The organism is Brevundimonas phoenicis, from assembly GCF_047237745.1.
In the GTDB taxonomy this organism is placed as follows: Bacteria; Pseudomonadota; Alphaproteobacteria; order Caulobacterales; family Caulobacteraceae; genus Brevundimonas.
Window position 1 is genome coordinate 2,396,745 of sequence record NZ_JBDFLN010000001.1, and the last position, 19,474, is coordinate 2,416,218.

Below are 19,474 nucleotides of genomic sequence, written 5' to 3' on the forward strand. Positions count from 1 at the left end.
CATGTTGTCGACCGCCTAGGTCGACGCCTTTTAATGATGGGAGCCGGGATTCTCAGACCTCAGGTGATTCACGTAGGGGTCTGCGGCTTACACCCGCGCCGGACTAGGTCCTGGAAGAGGTTGTCGCCGTATTTGTCGAGGGCGCTCATGAGCCCAGGATTGGCCGTGTAGGCCTTTTCTTCCTTCGATTGGGAGGGGGTGGCCCGAGGCGCGACCCTGGCCTCAGCGGCGGCCTCTGCGGCTGCTGGGATGGTAAGGACATAGGCGTTGGTGGTCTGGCGCACCTGCGGCCCTCGGACGCCCGGCCGACCCGTCTCGACATAGCGACGCTGCCACGTCAGGAAGCCGTGGCGCTTCAGCTGCTCTTTCCAGGCGTGGATGGACTTCGCCGGAACGTTCAGGGCCTCGCCCAGCCATTCGGCCGAGGGCTCGAGCCGCCCTTCGTAGCGCGCGGCTACGGCGACCAGGACCTCCATCAGGCGGATGGCGCCGAAGCTGATCCCGCCCTTGTCGCCCATGACGCCCGGCCGAGGCGCGGCGCCGGTCCTCTGCCCTTTCCGGCGCAGGTGTTCCGCGTGGATCCGCAGCGCCAGCAGTAGCCGCCGCCCCCGCGTCCAGGAGAAGTGCGTCCACCAGCTGCGACGCACCGGCTTGCTGTTTCGGCGTACCTTGTCGCCTGTCCGGCGGTGATGGGGCTCTCGGCGACCGACGCCCTCGATGGCGATCGCGACGGCGCTCACGACGCGGCGTCCATAGCGGCCCGCGCCCCGGCGATGCTGGCCTCGGCGCGCTGCAGGTGAGGCTCGATCTCAGCCTTTTCGTTCTCTGAGTAGTGGTGATCCTCGCCCGCCTTGCGGATCAGCGCCTGGGCCATGGCCATCGCCTCGGACCCTTCGCAAGCCTCGCTGATTGCGCATTCGGCCTCGGTCGGCGCCAGCGTCGCCTGCATCAGCGCCTGGCTGTAAATCTTCTTCTGGCAGTGCTGTTCCAGCAGGAAGATCGCCCCGACGGGCATCGTCTTTCCGCCGTCGCGCTTGCGACAGGCGTACATGACCGTCCGACCGACGCTGTGCGGGGTCTCTTCCAGAATATCGACGCATTTGTCCGCGCCGCCGCAGGCATCCTGCAGGGCGCGCGCGAGGTGCGCGTGTTGCCGCGTGTTCAAGTGGATTCGCTCCTTGCGAATCCGCCTGACGAAGCCGGTCTCAGGACGCAGACATGCGTTCGCTCCGGCGGTTCAGGGCCGGGCGTTGGCAAAAGGCGTCCCGATGACCGTTCGTCAGACGGCCATGGTTGGCTTGAATGAGGGCAAGGGGACCGCGCGCGCCGTCGCTGGCGTCGTCGCTCCGCTCCGCAGAATTCCGTCCCCGGCGTCATGCGGGCGCGGCGCGACCCGGCCGTCTGGCGGGCTCGCGATCGTTGCCGATGTGGTGGGGGCGCATCTCGCGCTAGGGGGCTCGGCCGCGCTCCCGGTCCAGGGCGAGCCGCTTCAGCAGCTGACGCAGCAGGGCGTTCACGCGCGGCGCAAAAGCGCGACGCGGCAAGGCTTCGTTAAGCCTCGGAACGAATCGGAAACCGTCTTGGGAAGGCTCGGCCGTCTGCGCGGCCAGGGGGGCGAAGGACCGCGTCAGCACCGCGACCCTGCGAACTCAGGGGTAAGCCCGTCGGCGCGGCTTGGGAGGGGGGCGTTGAGCGCCGCGCCGACGAGCGCCTCCGCTGCAATACTCGCAGCGGCGACCACGGAGCCGCGTCGGGTCGAGAAGGCGGCGCCTTCTGACTGCGGCCGATGGGAAGTGGAACGTCCGGCGCAACGCGTGGTCTGGCCGGTGGCGCCGGACGTTCCGGCCTCCCCCCTCATGGCGGGCAGGGGGAGGCATGGGGAGGGCGCGCCGCTACTCATGGCGGGGCGCCGGAATGAAGATGGGGTCTCGCGCGTTACCCTCGCGCAGGCAGCGTTCGAGTGCGGCGAGTTCCTCGGGCGGCAGAGGCGGGATGCGGACCGTCACACGCGGGTGCTGGGCAAGATCCAGCACCAGTTCCTGCGGATCGGTCTGCAGATCCTGGGCGCAGACCTCCAGGCACACGCCAGCCTCCAGGCAGACCTGATAGCCGCAGTCGTCGCAGAACCTGGACATTCCCCCCGGCGCCATGGCTATGCCGCCTCTGGGAAGGCGTTGACCGATAGGCGCAACCCGCCGTCGCGCATCATGGACACGACGGCGGGCGCCTCTACCTTGGCTGTTTCCACACACCCCAAGGAGAGATTCGGATGTCGTTTGAACTGGACGCGCGCGTCACGGCGCTTGAGGCGCGCGCCGAGGCCGTCGAAATTCTGCTCGCCGAACTGTTCGGTCAGTTCAGCGCCAGCATCGAACATGATGTCGCTGGCTTCCAAGCCGGTCTCGACGATCTTTGTCGCAAATACCGGATTGATGACGAAGAGGCCGATGCTGGCCGCCGCGACGCCGCCATCGTCCTTCTGCGTATTATCGACGCCTACAAGGGCAAGGTCTGCGACTGGGATCGAGCTACCCAACTGCAGCACTCCTGATGACGGCCGCCAGGCGCCGCATCGGTTGTCGGCGGCGCTTGGCCTCCCATGCTCGAACTTCATCGCGTCGCGGAGCGATAAGGTCTCTAACGCCGCCGCCGAAGGCGTAGCGAGACATCAGCGCGAGATCTTCGACGTCCATTTTAGAGGACTGCTGAGCGAACCGTTCTGCAAGGCTAGGGCCGTCCACCAGACGGTCACGCAGGCCTTGGGACACGACACAGTCGATAGCAGCGTCTGCAAGCTGCTCGGCCTTACGCACGTCGGCACTGAGAGCGCGCCTGCGGATCAGGCTCACCGCATTGCCGGTCAGTACGCCCAAACCCGCACCGGCGCCGACATAGACGAAGAGATCGGCGCCGTTCATGCCCCCGCCTCCGTCTGGATGACGCGGACGTCGTGGAGGTCGAGACACAGCTTGGCCGTACACGGCTCTGCCCCTAGCCTGACAGCCGCAGGACTCATCACGGAAAGCACCTATGGAACTTGGAGATGCGGCTGCCTGGACGGGCTGCGTTGTGGCGCTGTTGTCGTTCGCTTGGCACGTGACGAACGAAGCCCGCGCTCGTGCAGCCGGACGGCAATCTCGGCTCAAGGCGCGCGTGACGATGGCGAGCGACGATCGGGCGTTCATCGAATGGCGCGCTGCCGATATCGGCGAGCACACCACGGCCAAATTGAAAGTGAGGGTTCGCTCGCCAACGGGAGCGGCATTGGTTCAGGCGACTGTCACCGGCCCTATGGACGACCTGCGTTATTACGCCTGGGGCGAGCCTTCGCGTGGTCTGCTGCTCGACCTCCTGCAAGCGGACGACCATCTCTGGTGCCGGACCTACGTGGTGGGGCTGGAGGCCAGCATGACACCGTTCGTGCTGGACGTCGTGATGATGGACGGCAGCACTGGAAAGCCGCTGTTGAAGCGCCGCAAATGGCACATGCGGGCTTCGCGTCCGGCCATCAAACTGGAACCCCGGCGCCATTAATCACGCCCCTTCCGAACGGCCAGCACCAGGCTGGCGACCGAGAAGATGATCGAGGCGATCGCGACGCCGATCTGCATTTCTGGACTCATGCCCCCGCCTCCCGGTGGAGGACGCGTACGTCGTGGAGGTCGGGGCGGAGTGTTGCGACTGGCACCGCACCGGAAGACAACCTGTCCATCGCGATTGCGAGATCAGTGGGCCAAGGGTCCGCACCATTCTCCAATCTGCTGACACGACCCTTTGATCGGAGGCCTAGCTGAATGGCTAAGCGCTCCTGCGACCAACATCTCGATTCTCGCCAGGCTTTGGGTGTCACCCCCTTGAGTTCTGATATTCTAAACCCTGAGTCAAGCGCTCAAGTTTCGAATTTTCGGAACGACGCGCTTGTTTTGATAATCAAAACTCAGGGCGTGACCGAAGCGCTCGAAAAGAACTGGTTCCTGCAGGAATGGATGGCGCATTTCGATAAGCGCCAAGCCGCCCTGACGAATGAACTCGGCTGGAACAAAGGTCGAGCGAACCATATTTGGCACGGCAAGCAGCCTTACAATCGCAGCATCGTGAACGAGGTTGCTACTTGGCTGGGCGTTGAGCCGTATGAACTTCTGATGCCTCCTGGGAAGGCCCTTCAGCTCCGCCGCTTCGAAGATGCCGCGCGCGCAATCGCTGAAGGTTCAGCCTAAGCCTCCCACCATTATGAAAGCTGCAACTGAGCCTCGACGGCCGTAGGCTGCTGCGAACCAGCGCCAGCCCTAGACACTTTATGACGCCGTTATGCGTCGTGAGTTCTGTTTTTTTAAACCCTCTCCTTGACTTGAAGTTTCATTTAACGGAACTCTCTCTGGCGTTGAGCAGGGGGAGCAAATGCCCGCAACCGCAAGATTGCAGATCAACGGGGGACGCCACCGCGCCGCCCGCACCCATTTCGCCGTAAAGCCCAGCCGTTCAGGCTGGACCATCACCAGCCTGAGCGATCTTCGCGATCTGGCGCACTCGTTCCGCGGCGACCTGACCGAAGTCGCCGCCGCCCTCGGCCGCGACAGGTCCGACTGCGACATCGCCCTGAACGCCCTCATCGGCCGCACCCCGGCCCAGGCGCTGCAGGCCCTCGAGGCTCGGGCGTGAGCGATCATCTTCACATTCCGAACGACACCACGTTCGACGCCAGCCCCGACGCCCTGACAGCCACAGCCCAAGGCCGCCTGCGATCCATCATCGAGCGCCTGGAGCGCCTCGAAGAGGACAAGCAGGCCGTCATGGGCGACATGAAGGAGGTCTTCGCCGAGGCCAAGGGCGAGGGCTACGACGTGAAAGTCCTCCGCAAGGTCCTGCGCATCCGCAAGCAGGACAAGGCCAAGCGCCAGGAGGAGGAGGCCATCCTCGACCTCTACCTCTCCGCCTTGGGAGAGGTCTGATGTCCGCCCCGCAGCGCAGCCCGCTCAGCTGGCCCGCCCATCGTCCGAGAACGCCCGCCTATCGCCGCCAGAACGGCAAGTTCAAACAGGGCAGCGTCGCCATCACCGTCGCCGGCGCCATGGACCGCGTCGAAGCCGAGATCCAGCGCCTCGGCGGCATCAACGCCCTGCTGTCGTCCAACCTGGACCTTCGCCTCGACGGTCGGCCGCGCAGCGGCGGCTTGCGCCCGGCCGACCCCGGCGTCTGCCTCTACTTCACCCTGAAGGCCGAGCCCTTCGCCCTCGCCTGCGACACCTATACCGAGGTCGCCCAGAACATCGCCGCCCTGGCGGCGCACCTGGACGCGACGCGCGCCATCACCCGGCACGGCGTCGCCTCGGCCGCCGAGACGCTGCAGGCCTTCAGCGCCCTGCCGCCGCCGTCGGTCACGCGCAGCTGCTGGCAGATCCTCGGCCTGACCCGCGACGCCGTCATGGCCCTGCCCGCCAACGTGCGCGCCGCCGCCATCAGCGAGGCCTGGCGCAGCCTGTCGCGCGAAACCCACCCCGACGCCGGCGGCGACGAAGCGGCCCAGGCCGAACTGAATGCTGCCCGCGCCGAAGCCCTTAAGGAGATCACGCCTTGAGCCAGTCACACAACATCGCCGGCAGCGAGGCCTTCGACGCCCGCCGTCCGGTCCAGATCCGCGAACTGCCCCGTCGCAAGCCGTGCCTGTCGATGGTGGCCGGCTGGTATGTCGGCGCCGTCCTGATCGGGGGCGGCGTCTCGCTGGTCGACGTCGTGATCGGCGCTCCGGTCTGCCTGGGCGCCGTCCTGATCATCTTCGCGGTGCTGTGGCTGCGCGCATGAAGATCGACCGCCCCGTCCTGTTCCGCGCCGCGCTGATAGCGGCCGTCGCCTACCTGCTCGTCTTCCTGCTGCTGAAAGGTCGCTTCTGATGGCCGGCCGCACCCGCTCCGACATCGACATCGAGATTGGCCGTCGTCTGCGCCAGGCGCGGCTCCGCCTGGGCCTCAGCCAGGAAGGAGTGGGCGACGCCATCGGCGTCAGCCACCAACAGATCCAGAAGTACGAACGTGGCGAGACGCGCCTGACACTGTCCGCTCTCGCTCGCCTGCGTAGCGTTCTGCGCATTGAGGCCGACGATCTCCTGCCGCCCCTGCGCAACGACGGCAGCGCCATCCCCGACCCGGTCGCGGCCATGGGCCAGACCATCACCGGCGTCCACCTGGCCGACATCTTCGGCCGCATGGCGCCTGCCCACCAACAGAACCTGTTGAACGTCGCCAAGGCGATCGACACCGCCGCCCAGACGGCGGCCTGAAGGAGTCACCTATGACCGAACGCCTGAACAAGCGTCAGCACGCTAAGGCCGTCACCCGCAAGAAGGTCATCGACGGCGCCAAAGCCTGCTGGGCCAAGCCCGGTTCCTATGTCGAACGGACGCCCGGCGGAGCCGGCATCCGCGAGATCGCCAAGCACATCAAGATGTCGACGGGCGCGGTATTCGCCAACTTCGACAGCAAGGATGACCTGTGGCGCGCGGCCTTCGACTGCGAGCCTCCGATCGACAGCATCATGACCCGCGCCGCCCCCGCCCTGTTCGAAGCCCTGCAGGACTTGGTCGACGCGGTTTCGGTCAAGCTCGAGGACCAACCCCTCTACCCCGCCTTGGCCGCTGCAGACCTGCTGGATCGGCTGAAGGAGCAGCTGCTTGATGAACAGGCGGAGCGCGAGAAGGCCCAGGCGGCGGCCTCCCTTGAGGCCACATCCCATGCAGCCATCGAGCTCGCCGCTGCATGAAAGGGCTCAATCCCACTCCCGGCCACCACGAACGCCTGATCGTATGGGCCACATGGTTCCGCGACGCTGGCTATTCTGCGCGCGCGATCGCCGCCCTGTTCAATGTTGAGCTCGGCGCCCTGATCGAGGCGGGGCTCGAGCCGTGACGGCCTTTCTGATCGCCCTGGCGCTCGCGGTCGTTCTGGTCCGCACGCGGGCGCGCTCATGAAGCGGATCTCTGAAACCTCGCACAAGGTGCGCGCCGGCTGCCGGGACTGCCATGGCGACAAGGCGCACTGGCTCGGCCGGAACGCTCTGCCCATGGCCGCCCAACACCACGACCGGACCGGTCATCAGACCTGGTGCGAGCAGGAGCTTCGCACCGTCTACGGCGCGACCGGACCGGCCCATCCCGACCTGTTCCAGGAGTCGACGTCATGATCATCGACCTGCGTCGCGCCATCATGAACCGCGCTTGCGCCGCTCTGGGCGACCCTCGCGCAGCCGCCCTCGGCCGGGCCTTCTATCTCCAGCCGGGCGCCGCCTGGATCCTCGCCCGCATGGAAGAGGAACCGGCCGCCCTCTCCCGCTCGGCCATCCAGCGCCGCCCGCGCAGCAAGTTCGCCATCCTGCGCCACGTCCAGGCGACCGGCCCGCTGATCGAGGAGATCGCCCAGGCCCTCGGCCGCGACGCCATCCTGACCGAGCTAGATGGCTATCGCCTCACCCCGCTCGGCCGCATCCGCATCCGTAAAGCCCTCAAGGAGCCGGTGTTGTGAAGCGCACGCCATCCAACCGCCGCAGCCTGACGGCCATAGTCCAGCGCGCCATCGAGAGCGGTCATCATCGGGTCGACATCTCTCCCGACGGGAAGGTCACGATCTTGCCTCTCGCAGTCTCTCCTGCGCAGGCTGAAGAGGCCGCGCTGGACGCGGAGATTCGCGACCTTCTGAACGATGGCCATGCTCCCCATTAAGGGTGTCCATGTGGTGCGCTCCAAGGGCCGCACCTACGCCTACGCTTGGCGCGGCGGACCTCGCATCCGTGCTGAGCCCGGAAGCCCTGAGTTCGTGGCGGAACTGGCTAGCCTAACCAGCGGGCGACAGTCCCTCGATGCCTCCAGGATGGCTTCGCTTTGCGCAGCCTGGCGCGGCAGCGATCACTGGCAAAAGGAGATCTCGGCGAAGACCCGGCAGAACTGGTCGCCCTGGCTTGATCGCATCCAGGAGCACTTCGGCAAGACAAGCATCTCTGCGTTCGATCGTCCTCTGATTCGCGTGGCTATCAGGAAATGGCGCGATCAATACAAGGCGACGCCGCGTGCGGCCGACGTGGGCCTTGAAACCCTTTCGCGCCTCCTCTCCTTCGGCATGGCCGAAGGGCGCCTGATGACAAATGCGGTCATCGGCATGCCACGCCTCTACAAGAGCGACAGGTCCATGATCATCTGGACGACCGAAGACATGGCTGCGCTCGAGGCCGTGTCCTCTCCTCAAATGATCGCCGCCTTCAAGCTCGCCGCACTTACGGGCCTGCGCACCAGCGACCTCCTTCGCTTGTCCTGGAGCCACATTGGGCCGCTGGCGATTGAGATGTCGACAGGCAAGAGCAGGCACCGAAAGACAACGCTCATCCCCCTCTACGGCGAACTGCGCGAACATTTGGCGACGATCCCCAAACGATCGACAACCGTGCTGACCAACCAGGACGGGCACAGCTGGAGGACGGGCTTCGCCTCATCCTTCCAGAAGACCAAAGCTCGCGCCGGCATCGACAAACACTTCCACGACTTCCGCGGCACGGCGGCGACCCGCATGTACATGGGCGGCCTGGACGAGCGCGAAATCGCCGAGATTTTCACCTGGTCGGAAGAGCACGTGGCCGACATGATGCGGCGCTACGTGAAGAAGGACGAGCTCCTCCTGGACCGCATCCGGCGGCTGGATAAGCTCAAACCCAGAACGTCTGCTGTAAAACCGGGTGTAAAACCGGGCTAGCCAGCAGGCCTCAAACCGTGGTCGGGGCGAGAGGATTCGAACCTCCGACCCTCTGGTCCCAAACCAGATGCGCTACCAGGCTGCGCTACACCCCGGACCGACGGAGCGCCCTCATGGCACGTCGGGTGAGTCTCCGCAACGGCCTAAGACGCAAGTCGCGCCTCAGGGACGAAAGAAGGGGTGCTTGATCGTATCGCCTGGCTTGGCGCCGATCTCGCCAGCCCGACCCGCACGCAATTCCAGCACGCCGTTGGCGGCGCCGTTCGAGGGAATCGGCGCCTCTGAATTCGGCGTGGCGTGGCTGGCGATGGAGACGATGCGACCACGCGGATCAATGTAGATGATGTCCAGCGAGTTGGGCGTGTTCTTCATCCAGAAGCTCTGCTCGGACGCCGTCTGGAATTGGAACAGTATTCCGCGGTCGTCTTCCAGCGGCGGTCGAAACATCAAGCCCCGCGCGCGCTCGGCGTCATCGTCCGCGATCTCGACCATGAACTTGTGCTCGCCGGACGCCGTGACCACGGACAGCGCTTCCAACGGCTGACCGGACGCATCCATCGGCCCCGTGCGCGTACAGGCCGAAGCCATAAGAACTCCGGACAGAACAACAGCGGACAGCGTTATTCTAACCACGACACGGCGACGGATCATCATATTCGTCCTCTTCGGACGAACTCAACCGCCCTGTCTGATATCGGCGACCACAAGACCCTTCGGCCCCTCGGCGAAACGTACGTTCACCGGATCGCCCGGCAGCAGGTCATCCAGACCGCAACGCCGCAACGTTTCGACGTGGACAAAGATATCCCCGTCCTGGCCGTCGCGCACTACAAATCCATAGCCCTTGGTGCGATTGAACCATTTGACCACGGCGGCTTCCAGAGGCGCGTCCGAAGAGACGCCGACATGACCGATCGACGATGAGCGAACGCTCTCTCGGCGCGTCGGCTGTACGGCAGCGGCTTCCAGCTCGGCAATCGTGACCACCTGCCAACCCTTGGGTCGCTTGGCGCACTCGCAAGTGATCGTCGCCCCCTCGCCCGCCAGTTCGTGCCCCGCCTCGCGCAGGCTGGTGACATGAAGCAGAACGTCGCGCATTTCCGTCAGAAGCGGGTCGTCCGGGACGATGAAGCCGTAGCCCTTCCCAGCGTCAAACCATTTGACCTTGCCCACGACCTTGACGGTCTCGAGCGTATCGCTCTCTTCGAAACTCATCACCTACATCCCCGCCCGAACACACCGGGACAGTCAGAATAACACAGTTACATCAAGATTGGCAATCTCGCGGCCCACTTTACGCCACATTGTCGTCAAAAAGACAAGGCGAACGTGTAACATCCCCCGCTCTTGAAGCGAGAGAAGACAGCCTGGCGATCGAGGGAGGAGCATTGCTCCGCGTGGCAGTCCCTAGGGGAGTCGAACCCCTCTTTTCAGGTTGAAAACCTGACGTCCTAACCGATAGACGAAGGGACCGCTGCGCGGAGGAGCGGCCTGATAGCCGTCCCTTTTCGGCGATGCAAGAGGGCGTCGCACGCTTTTGCAAAAAAACGACCGACGCGCCGTTTCGATGCCGGATGCGGACGCCGCAGACATCCAGGCGAACAAAACCGCCGTGGGAAAACGCATCTAAATGTCGAGGGGGGATAAAACTCCGCGTGGCAGTCCCTAGGGGAATCGAACCCCTCTTTTCAGGTTGAAAACCTGACGTCCTAACCGATAGACGAAGGGACCGCTGCGCGGAGGACCGTGTAGATAGCCGCCGATTCCGCTTATGGCAAGCACGGCGAAGCGGATTTGTGCGACTTTTTCAAAGACCTGCGTCGTTTCACGGCCAAGGCTGACGGTTTCAGGCCATGCGCGGGTCGGCGACGTCCTCAATCTCGAACTGCACGCCGCGACGGCCGTTCCAGTCGTCGGCTTTCAGGCGGCCGACCAGGTTCAGACCGCCCTGCCCCGCCAGCAGCGCCTTGCCCGTCGGCAGGTCAGCGCAGCGCCAGGCGATGGCCCGCACCGAGGCGCCGTCCGGCCCGACCAGACGGCACCGCACATGGCCGCCGTTCAGGGCGACCGGCTCGCGCGCCTGGACGCCTTCCAGCGCGAACAGAGGCTCCGGGTTGGCCGGACCATAGGGGGCCAGTTGCTCGAACGCCTCGAACAGGTCGCGGGTGGCGGCGCGCGGGTCGATCAGGGCGTCGACCTCGACCCAGTCCTGAGCCACGGCCTCGACGCGCTCGGCCGACAGGCGCTCGTTGAGGAAGGCGCGCAGTTCGTCGATGCGGTCCGCCGCCACCGTCAGGCCCGCCGCCATGGCGTGCCCGCCGCCCGCGATCAGCAGGCCCTCGTTCCACGCCGCCTGCACCGCCCGACCCAGGTTCATGCCCGACTGCGACCGGCCCGAGCCCTTGCCCACGCCGTTGACGGCGTCGACGCCGATGACGATGACGGGTTTTCTCCAGCGCTCGCGCAGGCGGCCGGCGACGATGCCGACGACGCCGGGGTGCCAGTCCTCGCCGCTGACGACCACGGCGGCGCTGTCGTCGGCGTGGGCGCCCGTCGCCTCGACGCGGCGGACGGCCTGTTCAGTGACTTCAGCCTCGACCTCGCGCCGGGCGAGGTTCAGGGCGTCCAGTTCCTGAGCCAGCATTCGCGCCTCGTCGGGATCGTCTGTCGATAGCAGGCGCGCGCCCAGATCCGACTTGCCGATGCGGCCGCCCGCATTGATGCGCGGGCCCAGGATGAAGCCCGCGTGATTGGTCTTGGCCGGTCCCGGCTCGGCCCCCGCCGCCGCCAGCAGGGCGCGCAGGCCCGGATTGCGCCAGTGCGACATAACCCCCAGCCCAAGACTGGTCAGGGCGCGGTTGAAGCCTGTCAGGCCCGTCACGTCACAGATGGCGCCCATGGCGGCCAGATCCAGCCACTGACGGATGTCGGGCTCAGCCTTGCCCTCGAACAGGCCGCGCCCGCGCGCTTCGCGGTTCAGGGCCGCCAGCAGGACGAAGACCACCCCCGCCGCCGCCAGATTGCCCTGCCCCGAGCCGCAGCCCGGCCGGTTCGGATTGACCACAGCGAGGCAGGCGGGCGGCTCTTCGCGCATCATATGGTGGTCGATGACGACGACCTTCAGGCCGATGACCGCCGCATGGGCCACCGCTTCATTGGCCGCTGCGCCGCAGTCGACGGTGATGACCAGATCGGCGCCGCGCGCCTTCAGCGTGTCGAAGGCCCGCGCGCTGGGGCCGTAGCCCTCGGTCAGGCGATCGGGGACATAGATGGGCAGGTCCGCCCCCAGCGTGCGGAACCAGCGCACCAGCAGGGCCGCGCTGGACGCCCCATCCACGTCGTAGTCGGCGAAGACGTGGATGCTGGCCTGCGCCTGAAGCGCGTCGACGATGGCGGCCGCGGCGGCGTCCATGTCCATGAAGCTGGACGGATTGGGGAACAGCGCTTTCAGCGTGGGCTTCAGGAAATCAGCGCCCTGCTCCGCCCCCACGCCGCGCGACGCCAGCGCCCGCGCCAGCGGCTCGTCCAGACCCAGCGCCTGGATGTGCGCCCGCGTCACGCCTGCCTCGGCGGGGCGCAACCGCCAGGCCCGGCCAGACAGGGATCGGGACACGTCGAGGAAGGCGGGCGAGACGGCGCCGTCAGCCATCAGCGCGCGCCGCCGAGACGGCAAAAGGGTTCAGACGGGACATGGGCCATGACGGCTCCTCGCACTCAAGGCGGCGAAACGCGGCCGGAGCGGCAGGATCGCCGGATTCGCCCAGGCGGGCGATGAAAGCCAAACGGCGACCTTGGGCCCCCGCCACGACTATTACGGACGCGGCCGATCGATGGGGGGCGGCGCCTTGGCGCGCTGACGCAGCGCCTCGGCGTAGGCCTCGACCTCTTCCGCCGTGCGCGCCGTTTCAGGCGACATCCGGCTAGCGTCGATGCGGCGGTTGATCGATTCGGTGAAAACGGCCGGGTCTTCGTTCAACGTCCATTCGATGCGCGCGACCTCGGCGCCCAGGGCGGCGCTACGCCCTTCCAGATTCGCCACACGCCCGGCGATCTCCGCCGGCGCCGGCAGAGGAGCGCTGGACTTCGGAAAGTCCGCCCAGCGCGGATACTGGCGGTTCTCGTCCACCAGTTGCTGCACGCGCGGCGCCAGCGGCGAGGTCGGATCGGTTTCGGGCGCGAAGGCGCTGACGCAGCCGCTCAGCAACGCAGCCCCGCCCAGCATTGCCGCCAGACCTGTCTTTTTCAGCATCAGCACGTTCATTTCCTGCAACGACATATGCCATCATCGCGCCGGGAGGAAGGCGTGCGCGTCGCGCGCCCCCATCGGAGGTTCCGCGCCCATGGCCAAGCGCCCGACCAAGACCCCGTCCGCCACGCCGAATGCGCCCGCCGCGCCGCGCAAGTCCGGACGCCCCACCTCGGCGAAGCCGCGCGCCGCCAAGAAGCCCGCCCCAGCGGAAGAGGTGAAGGCCGCTGCGCCTGAAAAGCCCGCCGCCGAAGCCCCTGCCCCGCCGCCCGAAACCCCGAACGCCGCGTCCGACTTCATGGCCTTCAGCGCCGAACAGCGTCAGCAGCTCGAGACCCTGTCGCTGAACCTGGCCAAGGCGGCGATGATGGCCCAGACGGCGGTGGCCGAGGCGGCCCTGTCGCAGGCCGACCGCCCCGCCGCCCTGTCTCCCGACCCGTTCAATGTGGCCCCGGCCATGTCCTCGGTCATGACCGGCCTGGCCGCCCGCCCCGAAAAGCTGTTTCAGGCCCAGGCCGACCTGTTCGGCCGCTATATGGAGTTGTGGTCGACCACCACCCGCCGGGCGATGGGCGAGACGGTCGACAGCCCCGCCCCGTCCGACAAGCGGTTCCGCGATCCCGCCTGGTCCGAGAACCCCATGTTCGACATGATGCGCCAGTCCTATCTGGCCACCTCGGACTGGATGAACAGTCTGGTGTCCAGCGTCGAGGACGTCGATCCGCGCGTGAAACGTCGGGCCGAGTTCTTCACCCGCCTGCTTACCGACGCCTTCTCGCCCGCCAACTTCCTGGCGTCGAACCCCGTGGCGCTGAAGGCCCTGGCCGAGACCAGCGGCGAATCCCTGGTGCGCGGGATGCAGAACTTCGCCGCCGATCTGGAGCGCGGCGCCGGGTCACTGAAGATCAGCCAGGCGGACTACGGCCGCTTCGTCCTGGGCGAGAACGTCGCCACGGCGCCGGGTCAGGTGGTCTGGCGCGACGAGCTGTTCGAACTGATCCAGTACGACGCCGCGACGGACCAGCAGCACGCCGTCCCGCTGCTGATCTTCCCGCCGTGGATCAACAAATTCTACATCATGGACCTGCAGCCGGCGAACTCCCTGATCCGCTGGCTGAGCGCGCAGGGCTTCACCGTCTTCGTCTGCTCATGGGTCAATCCGGACCGCGACAAGGCCGAGTTCGGCCTCGACGACTACATGAAGAAGGGCGTCTACCGCGCTGTCGAAAAGACGCTGGAGCAGACCGGCCAGACGCATGTGAACACCGTCGGCTACTGCATCGGCGGCACCATGCTGGGCGCCAGCCTGGCGCACATGGCGGCCAAGGGCGATGATCGCGTCGCCTCGGCCACCTTCTTCGCCGCCCAGCACGACTTCGCCGAGGCGGGAGACCTGCTGCTGTTCACCGACGAGCACTGGTTGTCTGAAATCGAGCGCATGATGGACGAGGCGGGCGGCGTCCTGCCCGGCACGGCGATGGCCGACACCTTCAACGCCCTGCGGGCCAACGACCTGATCTGGTCCTTCTTCGTGTCCAACTATCTGATGGGCAAGGCGCCGCCCGCCTTCGACCTGCTGGCGTGGAACGCCGACCAGACGCGGATGCCCAAGCGGCTGCACCTGCAATACCTGCGCCTGATGTACGGCCAGAACGCCCTGGCCAAGGGCGAACTGGAGGTCGGCGGCGAACGCATCGACCTGTCGAAAGTGCGCATCCCCCTCTATTTCCAGGCCAGCCGCGAGGACCACATCGCGCCGATGAACTCGGTCTATCGCTCGGCGCGGCTGTTCGGCGGGCCGGTGACCTATACGCTGGCCGGATCGGGTCACATCGCCGGGGTCATCAACCCGCCCTCAGCCGAGAAGTATCAGCACTGGGTCAACGCCGCCCTTCCCGAAACGCTTGAGGAATGGCAAGCGGAGGCGCAGCAGCATCCCGGCAGCTGGTGGTCGCACTGGGCCGACTGGCTGGGCGCGAAATCCGGCGAGAAGATCGCCGCGCGCGATCCCAAGGCCGGGGCGTTGAAGCCTATCGAACCGGCGCCCGGCGCCTATGTGAAAGTGAAGTCTTGAAGCGTATCGAGCCCAACCTGCTGCTGGCGATCGCCACGGCCTTTCCCCTGATCCTGCTGATCGCCACGGCCACCCTGTTCGGCACGCCGGGTCAGTTAGTGAAATACGTGATGATCGCGCTGATCGTGCCGGTCGCTTTCGTCCCCATGAACGCCGTCATGCGCCGGAAAATGGGTTGGGTGCGCCCGCCGATGATCCATCCGCAGGCTGCATCAACCGCCGTCTGGGCCAGCCTGTTTCCCGCGCTGATCATCCTGGCGGCAGGCGTGCCGCTGATCTTCCCCGGCCACGATTACGGCCTGCTGATCATCATCGCCGCCGTCTTCTTCGCCGGAACGGTGGAGTCGGCGATCAAGGCGGCACGGGCGGGTTAAGCCCGCCCCTGACCGGCCTCAGCTGAGGCCGGTCGCCTCGTCCAGGCCCAGCATGATGTTGAGGTTCTGAACCGCCGCGCCCGAGGCGCCCTTGCCCAGATTGTCCAGCAGGGCGACCAGACGCGCCTGCTCCCCGCCGCGATCGCCGAAGACGTGCAGGCGCATCCGGTTGGTGCCGTTCAGGCCCTCGGGTTCGATACCGGTCATGGCCTCGGTCTCGTCGATCTCGGCGACCTCGACGAAATGCTGGCCCTCATAAGCCTCGACCAGGGCGCCGTGCAGCCGTTCGACCGAGGGCGTCTCGGGCAGGGCCGACAGGTGCAGCGGAACCTCGACCAGCATTCCCTGGCGATAGTTCCCCACGGCAGGCGAGAACAGCACCGGGCGCGACAGCCCCGCGTGCTTCGTCATTTCCGGCACATGCTTGTGCTTCAGCGTCAGGCCATAGGCGCGGAAGGCGGTCGCAGCCCCTTCGGCCTCGAACTCGGCGATCATGGCCTTGCCGCCGCCGGAATAGCCGGACACCGCATTGATCGTGACGGGCCAGTCGGCCGGGACCAGCCCCGCCTTCACCAGCGGCCGCATCAGGCCGATGAAGCCGGTCGGATAGCAGCCGGGGTTCGACACCCGCGTCGAGGCGGCGATAGCCGCGCGCTGGGCCGCGTCCATCTCGGCGAAGCCATAGGTCCAGCCGTCCGCCACGCGATAGGCGGTCGAGGCGTCGATGACCCGCACCGACGGATTCTCGATCATCGACACCGCCTCGCGGGCCGCATCGTCCGGCAGGCACAGGATGACCGCATCGGCGCTGTTCAGCGCCTCGCGCCGCGCCTCGACATCGCGTCGGCGGTCGCCCAGCAGCATCAGCTCCAGATCGCCGCGCGCCTCCAGACGCTCGCGGATCTCCAGACCGGTCGTTCCGGCCTCGCCGTCGATGAAGATGGTGTGGGTCATCTCACGCTCCCGAAATGCCCTTCTCCCCTTGTGGGAGAAGGTGGCCCGCGCAGCGGGTCGGATGAGGGGTCGCACTGACGCGACATTCTGGCGATCTTCAGGCGAGGGATCTCGGCGAAGCGAAACCCCTCATCCGTCGGCCTTCGGCCGCCACCTTCTCCCACAAGGGGAGAAGGACAAAAGAAAAGGCGCCTCGGGTTTCCCCGAAGCGCCCTTTGTATTCCCACTCGCGGTCGCGAGTTAGCGCTTCGAGAACTGGAAGCTGCGGCGAGCCTTGGCGCGGCCGTACTTCTTACGCTCGACGACGCGGCTGTCGCGGGTCAGGAAGCCGTGCGGCTTCAGAACCTTGCGCAGTTCCGGCTCGTAGTGAGTCAGGGCGTGCGACAGGCCGTGGCGGATGGCGCCGGCCTGGCCCGACAGGCCCGAACCTTCGACGGTGCAGATCACGTCGTACTGCGTGGCGCGGTCCGAGACGGTCAGCGGCTGGGCGACCATCATCTGCAGCACCGGACGGGCGAAGTAAGCCGCCACGTCCTTGCCGTTGACGGTGATCTTGCCGGTGCCGCGCTTCACCCACACGCGGGCGATGGCGTTCTTGCGCTTGCCGGTCGAGTACGAACGGCCCAGGGCGTCGATCTTCGGCTCGCGGACGATTTCCTCGGCAGCAGCGGTGCCCAGGCCCTTCAGGGCGTCAAAGCCGGCGGCGGTGTCTTGAGTCACGTCGGTCATGCTCAGGCGCTCCGGGTGTTCTTGGACGACATCGACTTGAAGTCGATGGTCGTGGGCTGTTGGGCTTCGTGTTCGTGCGCCGCGCCGGCGAACAGGCGCAGGTGGGTCATCTGCTTGCGAGCCAGCGGCGACTCCTTGGGCAGCATGCGCTCAACGGCCTTTTCCAGGACGCGCTCAGGGAAACGACCGCCCAGAACCTTCTCCGGGGTGGTTTCCTTGATGCCGCCCGGGTGGCCGGTGTGGCGATAGTAGACCTTGTCGGTGGTCTTCTTGCCGGTGAACACCACCTTGTCGACGTTGGTGACGACGACGTAGTCGCCGCAGTCAACGTGCGGGGTGTAGGTCGGCAGGTGCTTGCCGCGCAGACGGTTGGCGATGAAGGTCGCGAGGCGGCCCACGACGACGCCTTCGGCGTCGATGTGGATCCACTTCTTCTCGACCTCGGCCGGCTTCAGCGAAGCCGTAGTGCTCTTCAGCATGATGAGGGTCCTGGAAGACGAAAAACGCGGCCCGAACCAAATGGATCAGGCGGAGGCCGGGGTGATAGAGGTTCCCTAATCAGAGGTCAATGCCAGTGTTGATGCCGATAACAACCTATCTAACTGATATATAATCACTTTTTATGAGCGGTATCAAAATACCCGATCATTGCCGCTCAAACCGCCCCGCCCCTTGCAACATCGCTCGGTCACAGCCCAGGCGTTTTCATCTTCTCGCAGGAATCCAGACGCGGTAATCGCCAGTCATGGCCCTTCGCTCGCTGTTCCCGACCCAAGTCTATGAAGCTTTTGTCAGTGCTGGGCGCGGCTGGAGCGATTTGCATGAAGAACTACTGGACCTCTGCCTGGTCATGGCCGAGGAGGACGAGGCCGGGATCGAGTGGTGCCGGGCCAACCACTATCCGGGCTACACCTCCTACGGCTCGATCAACGACCTGCCGCAACGGTTCCCCGAGTTCGCCGAGCTGAAGAAGCTGCTGGACAAGCACGCGGCGAGCTTCGCCGAGAGCCTGCATTTCGACCTGGCCAAGAAGCTGCGGCTCGACAATCTGTGGGTCAATGTCCTGATGCCCGGCGGCGGTCACACCGGCCACATCCACCCGCACGCCGTCCTGTCCGGCACCATCTACATCCATGTGCCTGACGGCGCCTCTTCGCTGAAGATCGAAGACCCGCGCCTGGTCATGATGATGTCCCGCCCCGGCCTGACCGCCGCCGCCGGCGAGGCCGAGCAGCCCTTCGTCTATCTGAAACCCGCGCCCGGCACGGTGCTGATGTGGGAAAGCTGGCTGCGTCACGAAGTGCCCGCCAACCGCGCCGCCGAACAACGCATCTCGATCAGCTTCAACTACGCCTGACGCCCGGTTCGCCCTTCCCTCGCCGCATTTGCCCCGAACCTTGCGTCAACGGCGAAGCTTTGGAGGGAATGGATGCGGGTTTTCAGCGCGGCGGCGGCGATCGCCATGTTCACGACAGGCGCCCTGCTTCTGGGCGCGTGCGGCGAAAAGGCGGATGCTCGGACCGTACGTGCCGTTGAACCCATCGCCGCGACCGAAGGCGCGCCCTATGTCCTGACCGGCACCCAGGTCTGGAGCGTGCCCGATCCCGTGTCCGGGCGGAACTATCAGGTCTTCGTCAGCCTGCCCGCCGGCTATGAAGCCAACCCCGGCCGCCGCTATCCCACGCTCTATGTCACCGACGCCGACTACGCCTTCCCCATCATCCGCCAGATCGCCAGGCGCGTGAATCTGGAGGGACCGGTCGTGCAGGAGTTCATCCTGGTCGGCCTGTCCTACGCCGACGGCGACAAGGGCGCCGACAGCCGCCGCCGCGACTATACGCCGACGCCCAACGGCCCGCGCAGCTCAGGCGCCGCCGTGCATGGCGGCGGCGCGGCCTATCAGACCTATCTGAAGACCCAGGCCCTGCCCTTCATCGAGAAGACGTTCCGCGCCGACCCGGCGCACCGCGTCCTGCTGGGCCACTCCTACGGCGGCTTGCTGGGCGCCCAGATCCTGTTCAGCGACCCGGCGATGTTCCAGTCCTACGTCCTGGGCAGTCCGTCGCTCTGGTACGACAAGGGCTACATGATGGGGGTCGAGGCCGACTACGCCCGCAATCATCGCGATCTGAACGCCCAGGTCTTCATGTATGTGGGCGGTCACGAGAAGCCCGGCCCGACGCGCCGTAACAGCGACGCCGACATGGTCGGCGACATGCAGGCGCTGCACCGCAACCTGGAATCGCGCGGCTATCCCGGCCTGAAAGTCAGCTCCGTGGTGCTGGAGGATGAGGACCACCTGACCGTCGCCCCCGTCGGCTTCACGCGCGCTCTTGAGACCGTGCTTCCCGCTCGCTGAGACCGCCTC

Annotated in this window: 29 protein-coding genes and 3 tRNA genes; 18 read left to right on the forward strand and 14 right to left on the reverse strand. The window is 66.2% G+C overall.

What is annotated here, in order from left to right; translation table 11 throughout:
- Window positions 1-68: 68 nt before the first annotated feature.
- The 3 genes from ABC419_RS11950 to ABC419_RS11960 all read right to left on the reverse strand — a co-directional run bounded on the left by ABC419_RS11950 (window position 69) and on the right by ABC419_RS11960 (window position 2,135).
- Entirely contained in the window at window positions 69-740 is a 672-nt protein-coding gene (locus ABC419_RS11950; RefSeq protein WP_412877345.1) for a hypothetical protein, read from the reverse strand.
- Window positions 737-1,165 carry a hypothetical protein gene (locus tag ABC419_RS11955; RefSeq protein WP_412877344.1) on the reverse strand — a complete coding sequence of 143 codons (429 nt, stop codon included), beginning with the start codon at window positions 1,163-1,165 and terminating at the stop codon, window positions 737-739. Before ABC419_RS11955 ends, ABC419_RS11950 begins: the two co-directional genes overlap by 4 nt.
- Window positions 1,166-1,892: 727 nt before the next feature.
- A complete protein-coding gene (locus ABC419_RS11960; protein ID WP_412877343.1) occupies window positions 1,893-2,135 on the reverse strand; it encodes a hypothetical protein in 243 nt (80 codons plus the stop codon).
- A gap of 134 nt (window positions 2,136-2,269) precedes the next feature.
- On the opposite strand from ABC419_RS11960, the gene ABC419_RS11965 reads away from it, so the two are divergent.
- Window positions 2,270-2,551 carry a hypothetical protein gene (locus ABC419_RS11965; RefSeq protein WP_412878782.1) on the forward strand — a complete coding sequence of 94 codons (282 nt, stop codon included), beginning with the start codon at window positions 2,270-2,272 and terminating at the stop codon, window positions 2,549-2,551.
- Here ABC419_RS11965 and ABC419_RS11970 read toward each other — a convergent pair.
- Window positions 2,529-2,918 carry a hypothetical protein gene (locus ABC419_RS11970; protein ID WP_412877341.1) on the reverse strand — a complete coding sequence of 130 codons (390 nt, stop codon included), beginning with the start codon at window positions 2,916-2,918 and terminating at the stop codon, window positions 2,529-2,531. The genes ABC419_RS11965 and ABC419_RS11970 overlap by 23 nt on opposite strands.
- 112 nt (window positions 2,919-3,030) lie before the next feature.
- On the opposite strand from ABC419_RS11970, the gene ABC419_RS11975 reads away from it, so the two are divergent.
- From ABC419_RS11975 to ABC419_RS12035, 13 genes are all read left to right on the forward strand, one after another.
- Window positions 3,031-3,534, forward strand: a complete 504-nt coding sequence (locus ABC419_RS11975) for a hypothetical protein (RefSeq protein ID WP_412877340.1) — start codon at window positions 3,031-3,033, stop codon at window positions 3,532-3,534.
- A gap of 260 nt (window positions 3,535-3,794) precedes the next feature.
- Entirely contained in the window at window positions 3,795-4,217 is a 423-nt protein-coding gene (locus ABC419_RS11980) for a hypothetical protein (protein WP_412877339.1), read from the forward strand.
- Window positions 4,218-4,398: 181 nt separating this feature from the next.
- The gene (locus tag ABC419_RS11985; protein ID WP_412877338.1) at window positions 4,399-4,659 is read left to right on the forward strand and encodes a hypothetical protein; all 261 of its coding nucleotides are present in this window, start codon (window positions 4,399-4,401) and stop codon (window positions 4,657-4,659) included.
- Entirely contained in the window at window positions 4,656-4,949 is a 294-nt protein-coding gene (gapR, locus tag ABC419_RS11990) for a nucleoid-associated protein GapR (protein WP_412877337.1), read from the forward strand. Before ABC419_RS11985 ends, gapR begins: the two co-directional genes overlap by 4 nt.
- On the forward strand, window positions 4,949-5,575 hold the full coding sequence (locus ABC419_RS11995) for a hypothetical protein (protein ID WP_412877336.1): 627 nt from the start codon (window positions 4,949-4,951) through the stop codon (window positions 5,573-5,575). Before gapR ends, ABC419_RS11995 begins: the two co-directional genes overlap by 1 nt.
- Complete coding sequence (locus tag ABC419_RS12000; RefSeq protein ID WP_412877335.1) at window positions 5,572-5,799, forward strand: hypothetical protein; 228 nt, start codon at window positions 5,572-5,574, stop codon at window positions 5,797-5,799. The genes ABC419_RS11995 and ABC419_RS12000 overlap by 4 nt, the downstream gene beginning before the upstream one ends.
- Before the next feature lie 88 nt (window positions 5,800-5,887).
- Window positions 5,888-6,274 (forward strand): helix-turn-helix domain-containing protein, encoded by a 387-nt coding sequence (locus ABC419_RS12005; RefSeq protein WP_412877334.1) that lies wholly within the window; start codon window positions 5,888-5,890, stop codon window positions 6,272-6,274.
- 11 nt (window positions 6,275-6,285) lie between these two features.
- Window positions 6,286-6,753: a TetR family transcriptional regulator gene (locus tag ABC419_RS12010; RefSeq protein WP_412877333.1), complete on the forward strand. Its 468-nt coding sequence runs from the start codon at window positions 6,286-6,288 to the stop codon at window positions 6,751-6,753.
- Window positions 6,750-6,899: a hypothetical protein gene (locus ABC419_RS12015; RefSeq protein ID WP_312203898.1), complete on the forward strand. Its 150-nt coding sequence runs from the start codon at window positions 6,750-6,752 to the stop codon at window positions 6,897-6,899. Before ABC419_RS12010 ends, ABC419_RS12015 begins: the two co-directional genes overlap by 4 nt.
- Before the next feature lie 58 nt (window positions 6,900-6,957).
- Window positions 6,958-7,173 (forward strand): hypothetical protein, encoded by a 216-nt coding sequence (locus ABC419_RS12020; protein ID WP_412877332.1) that lies wholly within the window; start codon window positions 6,958-6,960, stop codon window positions 7,171-7,173.
- Complete coding sequence (locus ABC419_RS12025) at window positions 7,170-7,511, forward strand: hypothetical protein (RefSeq protein ID WP_412877331.1); 342 nt, start codon at window positions 7,170-7,172, stop codon at window positions 7,509-7,511. Before ABC419_RS12020 ends, ABC419_RS12025 begins: the two co-directional genes overlap by 4 nt.
- Window positions 7,508-7,708 (forward strand): hypothetical protein, encoded by a 201-nt coding sequence (locus ABC419_RS12030; RefSeq protein WP_312203903.1) that lies wholly within the window; start codon window positions 7,508-7,510, stop codon window positions 7,706-7,708. Before ABC419_RS12025 ends, ABC419_RS12030 begins: the two co-directional genes overlap by 4 nt.
- A gap of 94 nt (window positions 7,709-7,802) precedes the next feature.
- Window positions 7,803-8,729: a tyrosine-type recombinase/integrase gene (locus ABC419_RS12035; RefSeq protein ID WP_412877330.1), complete on the forward strand. Its 927-nt coding sequence runs from the start codon at window positions 7,803-7,805 to the stop codon at window positions 8,727-8,729.
- 18 nt (window positions 8,730-8,747) lie between these two features.
- Here ABC419_RS12035 and ABC419_RS12040 read toward each other — a convergent pair.
- The 7 genes from ABC419_RS12040 to ABC419_RS12070 form a co-directional block, all read right to left on the reverse strand.
- Window positions 8,748-8,824, reverse strand: a tRNA-Pro gene (locus ABC419_RS12040).
- 67 nt (window positions 8,825-8,891) lie between these two features.
- Window positions 8,892-9,383, reverse strand: coding sequence for a DUF192 domain-containing protein (locus ABC419_RS12045; protein WP_412877329.1), 492 nt, complete (start codon window positions 9,381-9,383; stop codon window positions 8,892-8,894).
- Between the two features lie 21 nt (window positions 9,384-9,404).
- Complete coding sequence (locus ABC419_RS12050; RefSeq protein ID WP_125900941.1) at window positions 9,405-9,944, reverse strand: cold-shock protein; 540 nt, start codon at window positions 9,942-9,944, stop codon at window positions 9,405-9,407.
- A gap of 183 nt (window positions 9,945-10,127) precedes the next feature.
- Window positions 10,128-10,202 (reverse strand) — tRNA-Glu (locus ABC419_RS12055).
- 183 nt (window positions 10,203-10,385) lie between these two features.
- Window positions 10,386-10,460 (reverse strand) — tRNA-Glu (locus ABC419_RS12060).
- 115 nt (window positions 10,461-10,575) lie between these two features.
- Entirely contained in the window at window positions 10,576-12,378 is a 1,803-nt protein-coding gene (recJ, locus tag ABC419_RS12065) for a single-stranded-DNA-specific exonuclease RecJ (RefSeq protein WP_412877328.1), read from the reverse strand.
- A gap of 162 nt (window positions 12,379-12,540) precedes the next feature.
- Window positions 12,541-12,978, reverse strand: coding sequence for a hypothetical protein (locus tag ABC419_RS12070; RefSeq protein WP_412878783.1), 438 nt, complete (start codon window positions 12,976-12,978; stop codon window positions 12,541-12,543).
- A gap of 91 nt (window positions 12,979-13,069) precedes the next feature.
- On the opposite strand from ABC419_RS12070, the gene phaC reads away from it, so the two are divergent.
- Entirely contained in the window at window positions 13,070-15,049 is a 1,980-nt protein-coding gene (gene phaC / locus ABC419_RS12075; RefSeq protein ID WP_412877326.1) for a class I poly(R)-hydroxyalkanoic acid synthase, read from the forward strand.
- Window positions 15,046-15,423, forward strand: a complete 378-nt coding sequence (locus ABC419_RS12080) for a hypothetical protein (RefSeq protein WP_412877325.1) — start codon at window positions 15,046-15,048, stop codon at window positions 15,421-15,423. The genes phaC and ABC419_RS12080 overlap by 4 nt, the downstream gene beginning before the upstream one ends.
- An 18-nt stretch (window positions 15,424-15,441) precedes the next feature.
- Here ABC419_RS12080 and argC read toward each other — a convergent pair whose 3' ends face one another.
- From argC to rplM, 3 genes are all read right to left on the reverse strand, one after another.
- Complete coding sequence (argC, locus tag ABC419_RS12085; protein ID WP_412877324.1) at window positions 15,442-16,377, reverse strand: N-acetyl-gamma-glutamyl-phosphate reductase; 936 nt, start codon at window positions 16,375-16,377, stop codon at window positions 15,442-15,444.
- A gap of 240 nt (window positions 16,378-16,617) precedes the next feature.
- Window positions 16,618-17,106, reverse strand: coding sequence for a 30S ribosomal protein S9 (gene rpsI, locus ABC419_RS12090; RefSeq protein ID WP_003165345.1), 489 nt, complete (start codon window positions 17,104-17,106; stop codon window positions 16,618-16,620).
- A gap of 2 nt (window positions 17,107-17,108) precedes the next feature.
- Window positions 17,109-17,582: a 50S ribosomal protein L13 gene (gene rplM / locus ABC419_RS12095; RefSeq protein WP_172575532.1), complete on the reverse strand. Its 474-nt coding sequence runs from the start codon at window positions 17,580-17,582 to the stop codon at window positions 17,109-17,111.
- Window positions 17,583-17,851: 269 nt separating this feature from the next.
- Here rplM and ABC419_RS12100 point away from each other — a divergent pair, with 269 nt between their 5' ends.
- Both ABC419_RS12100 and ABC419_RS12105 read left to right on the forward strand, forming a co-directional pair.
- Window positions 17,852-18,463, forward strand: a complete 612-nt coding sequence (locus ABC419_RS12100) for a TIGR02466 family protein (RefSeq protein ID WP_412877323.1) — start codon at window positions 17,852-17,854, stop codon at window positions 18,461-18,463.
- Between the two features lie 72 nt (window positions 18,464-18,535).
- Window positions 18,536-19,465 (forward strand): alpha/beta hydrolase, encoded by a 930-nt coding sequence (locus ABC419_RS12105; RefSeq protein WP_412877322.1) that lies wholly within the window; start codon window positions 18,536-18,538, stop codon window positions 19,463-19,465.
- Window positions 19,466-19,474 lie beyond the last annotated feature (9 nt).